Raw genomic sequence first — 6,200 nt, 5'->3', positions numbered from 1 at the left:
CTCTATGAAATCTGCATGGCCTCCCCGCGCATCAAGCGAGCTGGCGGGACCGGTGGCCCGGTGCCCGCTGGAGACGGGGCGCGTTCTCTCGGCTTGCAGTACGAAGAAGGGGCTGCCGAGGCTCTTTTCTTTGGAGCCTATTCTGCGCTGCAAGCACGTGCTGCCGGAATTGTGCACGTCGAAGGAGCCATGACTACGAAGTTGGATGATCTTGAGCTCGTGCGGCGCATCGGCGAAAAGTCGAAGCGTCTGGGCGCGTCCTGGGCTTCGGCAATCCATCCGAGCCATATCCCAATTATCAATGAGATCTACTCGCCCTCCCAGGTTGAAATCGACGAGGCGCGCGGCCTCGTGCTCGCGCTGGCCGAAGGCATTGCAAAGGGCAACGCCGCGGTGCGGTACAAGTCAGGGCTGGTGGACTATGCGCACATTCGGAGCGCGATGAACCTGCTTAAAAAAGCGCAGGCGGCTGGGATGGATGTTGGCACTTTGCCAGACTTTGAAGTCCCCGCTTATTGACCGCTCCGTTCGAGGGGGCACCGGAGACGATCTGGCCGCGTCCTACGAGCAAATTCAATCGGAACACGAGAGGCAATTATGATGGATGCGCTCGAGGGTGTGGTCGTGCTTGATCTCACCGGGTATCTCGCTGGACCTTACGGATGCGCCTTACTAGGGGATGTGGGAGCGGAGGTCATCAAGATTGAGGCTCCCGGCGGTGACACGCTCCGGCAATACCCATCCAGCTTGAAGGACGAGTCGAGAGCCTTTCTGGGGGTCAATAGAAACAAGCGCTCCATTGTTCTCAATCTGAAACATGCTCAGGGCCGAGCCGCGTTCCATCGATTGGTCGAGCAGGCCGATGTCGTCGTACACAACTTCCGTCCCTCCGTCCCTCTCTCGCTTGGCATCGACTACGAAACACTGCGAAGCCATCGTGGCGATCTCATCTACTGCTCACTGACGGGTTACGGAGAAAGCGGCCCTCTCCGGGATCATCCCGGGTACGACACGATGCTGCAGTGCTTCACCGGCATGGCCTTTATGCAGGGGGCTGGCACCGGGCAACCGCAAATCTTGCGAGGTTCGATTGTGGATTATTACGCGGCTTCTATGGTCGCTTTCGGAATTTTGTCAGCACTCGTACACCGGCTCCGAACGGGTGAAGGACAGCACGTGAAGGTCTCTCTGTTGCGGTCGGCTATCGCGTTGCAGGCTGGCCGCTTCATATGGGCAGCAAGCGAGCCGCGCGACGCCGATCGTGATTGGGGCTTGAGTTGGGCGGGAATATATCCGGCCAAGGAGGGGTACCTCTACCTGCAAGCCCCCTCCCCAGCCTTTTGGAAGGACCTTTGTGAATCTCTCGGTTTTCCAGAACTGTCCGAGGACTCCCGGTACGACACTTTGAAGAAACGTCACGACCGTTCGGGCGAGATCATAGCGCTGCTTAAGGAAGCCCTGAAGCAACACACGGCGCTCGAATGGGAACAGCTGATGCATGGCAAAGTGCCTTGCATCGCAGTCCGCAAGGTCGAGGAGATGTTTGACCATCCCCAGCTCCTGGCGCAAGAGATCGTTGTCGAGCATGAACATCCGCACATTGGCAAATACCTTAGCATGAGCAAAGCAGTTGAGATGGGTATCGGTAACTGCCGGACTAGCCCCGCTCCAATGCTTGGCGAACATACAGATGAGGTACTTGCACGCTTCGGCTTTCTCAAGGACGAGATAACTGAGCTACGGGCTAGCGGAGCTGCCAGTTGACCGATCTCGCCTAGCCAAACAGGGGCTCGGGCTACATTCACGCGCGATCGCGGCTGCTTTGATTACACGAGGAAGACCGCGCATGGGAGCCGATGCAAGAAATCGGACGTCCGCGGAATTACCATGACCATGATTAACGAAGCGCACGTGCCTACGGCATCCCCATTCCGTCCCCATCGTGATTCAAAAACAGAGGAAAATGGCGCTATGAATACTGAAGAATTCGCCGCGCACGTTGAGCCCATCATCGAGCCTGACCTGGCGATTTGCGATCCACACCACCACCTTTGGGATTATGCTCATCTCCCATGGCCGTATTCGGAATCGCCGACCCACTATTTGCTCCCCAACCTACTCACCGATCTCTCCACCGGTCATCGAGTGGAAAGCACGGTACATGTCGAATGCGGAGCTTTTTACCGCGCCAACGGACCGGATTTTATTAAGCCCGTCGGAGAAACTGAATTCGCGGGCGGAGTGGCAGCTATGGCGGCCAGTGGCCGGTATGGGCCCGTGCTTGTGTGCGAGGGTATCGTGGGGCGCGCTGATCTAACGGCCGGCGCAGCGGTCGCGGACGTCTTAGAAGCCCATATCCGAGCAGGAAGCGGGCGGTTCAAGGGAATTCGTCATTCCGGCGCTTTTGATCCAAGTCCTGAAGTCGGCGCCATGCGCACCAATCCAAAGGCCGCGGGGCTGTATGATACCCCGGATTTCCGCGAAGGCTTTGCCAAACTCGGCGAATTCGGCCTGTCGTTCGACGCTTGGCAATACCACACGCAGATCGGCGACGTCATTGCGCTCGCGGACGCATTTCCGGATATTCGAATTGTCCTTTGCCATTGTGGTGGCCCGATCGGGATCGGACCTTATGCGGATAAGCAGCATGAGGTTTTTGCTGCTTGGAGGCCAGCGATCCAAGACTTGTCGCGGCGCGAAAATGTTTATGTCAAACTCGGCGGTCTTGGATATTATGCCACTGACGGCTTTGGGCTTTGGGGTCGCAAACCAAAGGCGGGATCTCAGGAATTGGCTGCTGCATGGCGGCCATATATCGAGACCTGCATTCAAGCATTCGGACCCAGCAGATCAATGTTTGAGAGCAATTATCCAATTGATGCCCCTTCTGGCGATTACGCAACTTTGTGGAATGCGTTCAAGCTGATCGCCGCTGGAGCTAGCACCGAGGAAAAGGCGTGGCTGTTTAAAAGAACCGCGCGCCGCTTCTATCGGCTGGACTGACTTAGGTTAGACGATTCTCGTTAATATCAACATGCAACTCAAAACGGGGTGCATTCGCATTCCCAATACCTGTCCATCGGGCTCGAATAGGCATGCCAGGATACGTCGTCGGTTGGTCGCGCATGCTGACATCGACAAAGTAACGCGGCATACTGGCGGAAGGCTGTCGAACGCATACGCTGCTCGCCGATGACTCGCTCGATGCGTCCCACTCGGAAGCCTGACAGGCGGGTGGCGATTGCCGAATCGAAGCTCGGACAATCACACGCGCCTTTCGAGGGAGCGTCGAGATGGTGCGGACCGGCGACCAAATCGCACGGCTTGGCAGCTGCAGGGAAATGAAAGAGAAGGCGTTCCGCTGGGGAAAGCTCACGAGTGAACGGCATCTTACGGTCGAGCCACGGCAGCGCCAATCCGCGGCGTGACTTTCCGTTGCGTCGTGGAAAGCGTATCTCGACGAGCACGTCACTTTGTCGATCGCGCTCGCCGACTTCAACACCGAGCTCGCGCGACTCGCCGTGGGCGAAGACACTGCTATGATCGGGTTCTGACTCGGCTGGATCGACGCGCCGCATCATGTCGCCTCGCTCGGACCCGCCTGAACAGGCGACGCCATTGACGACCTGCGAATGTCGGGAGCGTCGCCTGCCGTTCACTCGATGAACGTGCGAAGCGCATCATTTCGCTCTCTCCGCGAGCGGTAGTACGCATCATCCGCTGGACTTTCTGATCCGCGCTGGCCAGGCGCTCGATTTGTGGCGCTACATCGTCCTCGTGATTAATGCGCTCGCCAACGAGCTATGGGGCTCGCCATCGAACCACGTGCCGAAAGAGAGGAAGCTTCGCTCAGCAGGGAGCGAGATGTTCGCGGCGGGCTCTGCGAGCCCCCCGAGCGCCCTTAATACGATTACTCGGCCGCCTGTTTGAGTCGATAGCCGAGCACGGCCTTGATCTCGAGGTATTCGTGGAAGCCGTAATCACCTGCTTCGCGACCATTGCCGCTCAACTTGTATCCGCCGAACGGAGCGGTCGGGTCGCCGCCGCTGCCGTTGATCGAGATCTGGCCGGCACGCAGCTGCGCGGCCACGGCACGAATCGTTTTCATGTCTGAACCGGAAATGTAAGCCGCCAGGCCATATTCGGTGTCGTTGCCGATCTTCACCGCCTCGTCAATGCTCTCGTAGCTGAGGATCGACACCACCGGCCCGAAAATCTCTTCCTTCGCAATGGTCATATGGGTTTTTACATTGGCGAACACAGTGGGCTTTACATAGAAGCCTTTGCCGAGCCCGTCCGGACGCCCGATGCCGCCGGTAACAAGCGTCGCCCCCTCGTCAATGCCAGTCTGGATTAGACGCTGGATATTCTCCCATTGCCTCTTGTTTACCACCGGTCCGATACTCGCGGTGCCGTTCGGATCACCGACACTAGTGGCTTCTGCGGCCTGCTTGGCGATGGCGATGGACTGTTCAACCTTGTTTGTCGGCACCAACATACGAGTAGGTGCGTCGCAGGACTGCCCAGAGTTGCTCATAACCGAGCGCACGCCACGGATGACAGCAGTATCGAGATCGGCGTCTTCAAGAATTATATACGGACTCTTGCCGCCCAGCTCCTGGGCCACTCGCTTAACCGTGGCTGCGGCGGTACGGGCCACCTCAATCCCGGCCCGGGTCGAGCCGGTGAAAGAAACCATGTCAATCCCGGGATGGCTTGCGATCACAGCCCCGACCTCGGGCCCCGCTCCATTGATCATGTTGAAAACACCCGCCGGGACGCCCGCCGCGTCCATGATCTCGGACCAAATGTAGGCGCTGAACGGCGCCTCTTCGGAGGGCTTTAGAACCATGGCGCAGCCGGTGGCGAGCGCCGGCACCACCTTGCAGACGATCTGGTAGATTGGCCAATTCCAGGGAGTGATCATGCCGCAGACACCGATTGGCTCCTTGGCGATGCGCGTCGTTCCACGGTCTTCCTCGAACTTGAAGGTCTTCAAGACCTCGATGCCGGCGTTGATCTGGACTAGGCCCGAGGAAACCTGCGCCTGATCTGCGAACTTTGCCGGTGCGCCCATTTCCTCGGTTATTGCTTTGGCCAGATCATTGAAGCGTCTCCGGTACTCGGCCAGGATGGATTGCAAGAGCTCGATGCGCTCTTCTCGGCTGGTCTGTGAAAAGCTGACGAAAGCCCTCTTGGCTGCGGCCACAGCCTTGTCGACGTCGGCCGCCGAGCCAGCCGAGATATGACCGCACACTTCTTCTGTGGCGGGGTTGATGACGTCCATCTGCTTGGGAGTCTCCGGGGCGACCCAATGGCCGTTGTTGTAGAAATTCAGGTATTTGCGCATGCGATCTGCTCCTTGAGCCTCCCCGAGCCAAGCTGTCACGTTGGTGTCGCAAGGCGCGGGATGTTGGTGTGGTGCTTCAAACGTGCCTTGGCGGACAGTGATGTTTCCCTCCACTACTGGACCAACCATTCGTACACCCGCCCAAGCTAGCGATATAAAGAAGCTTCGACGTCCAAAGACCGCGAAAATCGCCCCCGATCGAAGGAATTCTTCAAACAACAACCCTTTCGTCCTCGGTTTCCAAAAACATACTTCCTGAATATCGCGCCGAGATACAGATCACATGGATGCGCCCCGCGACTTACGATCCACTTACAATCTCAAGCATGCCGAAATCGGAGCGGGCCGTGGCTGTTAGGGATCCTTAGGTCTGGCTCCTCTGGCGGGTGCATTTTCATCGATCCTGCTGCTTGCAAGGCAGCGGATGCCAAACTGGACTATGGTGGAGTTTTTGCGGATCGATAGGGCCGCAGCCGAATCGCGACGGCGCGCGCAGCTCTGCAGATAAGCGTATCGGTAACCGCGCTGGCCCCAAAAGACGTTCGGGGCGGCGGGTCGGCGCCTTTTGAAAATCAACAACAACTCTTGGTGGGCTCGCCTGTACATGCACGAGTCGTGATGCCGTCCAAAAAACCGATAGTGGCGTGCTTGAAACTACGTGTCTAGCTTGTCGGTTCCGACACGTGGCATCCTCGAGCTTTGCATCCCATTGCCTCAAAAGCAAGACGTGACGTGCCGTTAGCTGCGATAGAGAGCGGTGCGCATTTCTTGGCCGCGCGTCTACATGCCGGCGATGGTCGCCCTATGCTCGCGAGCGGCGGCCTGGGTCATGGTTGAGCATCGAAGTTGA

The 6,200-nt window shown here is 58.0% G+C and carries 4 protein-coding genes and 1 pseudogene; 3 read left to right on the top strand and 2 right to left on the bottom strand.

The genetic code is table 11. The features are described from left to right. The 3 genes and pseudogenes from AC0L3B_RS37785 to AC0L3B_RS37775 form a co-directional block, all read left to right on the top strand. Nucleotides 1-519 (top strand): annotated as a pseudogene (locus tag AC0L3B_RS37785) (hypothetical protein); the annotation flags it as partial. 78 nt (nucleotides 520-597) lie between these two features. Further along, nucleotides 598-1,764 carry a CaiB/BaiF CoA transferase family protein gene (locus AC0L3B_RS37780; RefSeq protein ID WP_473382597.1) on the top strand — a complete coding sequence of 389 codons (1,167 nt, stop codon included), beginning with the start codon at nucleotides 598-600 and terminating at the stop codon, nucleotides 1,762-1,764. A gap of 123 nt (nucleotides 1,765-1,887) precedes the next feature. Beyond that, nucleotides 1,888-3,003 carry an amidohydrolase family protein gene (locus AC0L3B_RS37775; RefSeq protein WP_473382593.1) on the top strand — a complete coding sequence of 372 codons (1,116 nt, stop codon included), beginning with the start codon at nucleotides 1,888-1,890 and terminating at the stop codon, nucleotides 3,001-3,003. Between the two features lie 38 nt (nucleotides 3,004-3,041). On the opposite strand, the gene AC0L3B_RS37770 is transcribed toward AC0L3B_RS37775, so the two are convergent. Together AC0L3B_RS37770 and AC0L3B_RS37765 are read right to left on the bottom strand one after the other, a co-directional pair. Continuing rightward, complete coding sequence (locus tag AC0L3B_RS37770) at nucleotides 3,042-3,581, bottom strand: hypothetical protein (protein ID WP_473382590.1); 540 nt, start codon at nucleotides 3,579-3,581, stop codon at nucleotides 3,042-3,044. Between the two features lie 329 nt (nucleotides 3,582-3,910). After that, a complete protein-coding gene (locus AC0L3B_RS37765; RefSeq protein WP_473382588.1) occupies nucleotides 3,911-5,350 on the bottom strand; it encodes an aldehyde dehydrogenase family protein in 1,440 nt (479 codons plus the stop codon). Between the last annotated feature and the right edge of the window lie 850 nt (nucleotides 5,351-6,200).

Source organism: Bradyrhizobium sp. Kon56, from assembly GCF_055807635.1.
Note: the sequence above shows the minus strand (reverse complement) of the source record. Positions and strands in the feature narration are given on the sequence as shown.

Excerpts from the sequence above, each read along its gene's own strand:
- AC0L3B_RS37780 (WP_473382597.1), top strand. The coding sequence starts at position 598 with ATGATGGATGCGCTCGAGGGTGTGGTCGTGCTTGATCTCACCGGGTAT.
- AC0L3B_RS37775 (WP_473382593.1), top strand. The coding sequence starts at position 1,888 with ATGACCATGATTAACGAAGCGCACGTGCCTACGGCATCCCCATTCCGT.
- AC0L3B_RS37770 (WP_473382590.1), bottom strand. The coding sequence starts at position 3,581 with ATGATGCGGCGCGTCGATCCAGCCGAGTCAGAACCCGATCATAGCAGT.
- AC0L3B_RS37765 (WP_473382588.1), bottom strand. The coding sequence starts at position 5,350 with ATGCGCAAATACCTGAATTTCTACAACAACGGCCATTGGGTCGCCCCG.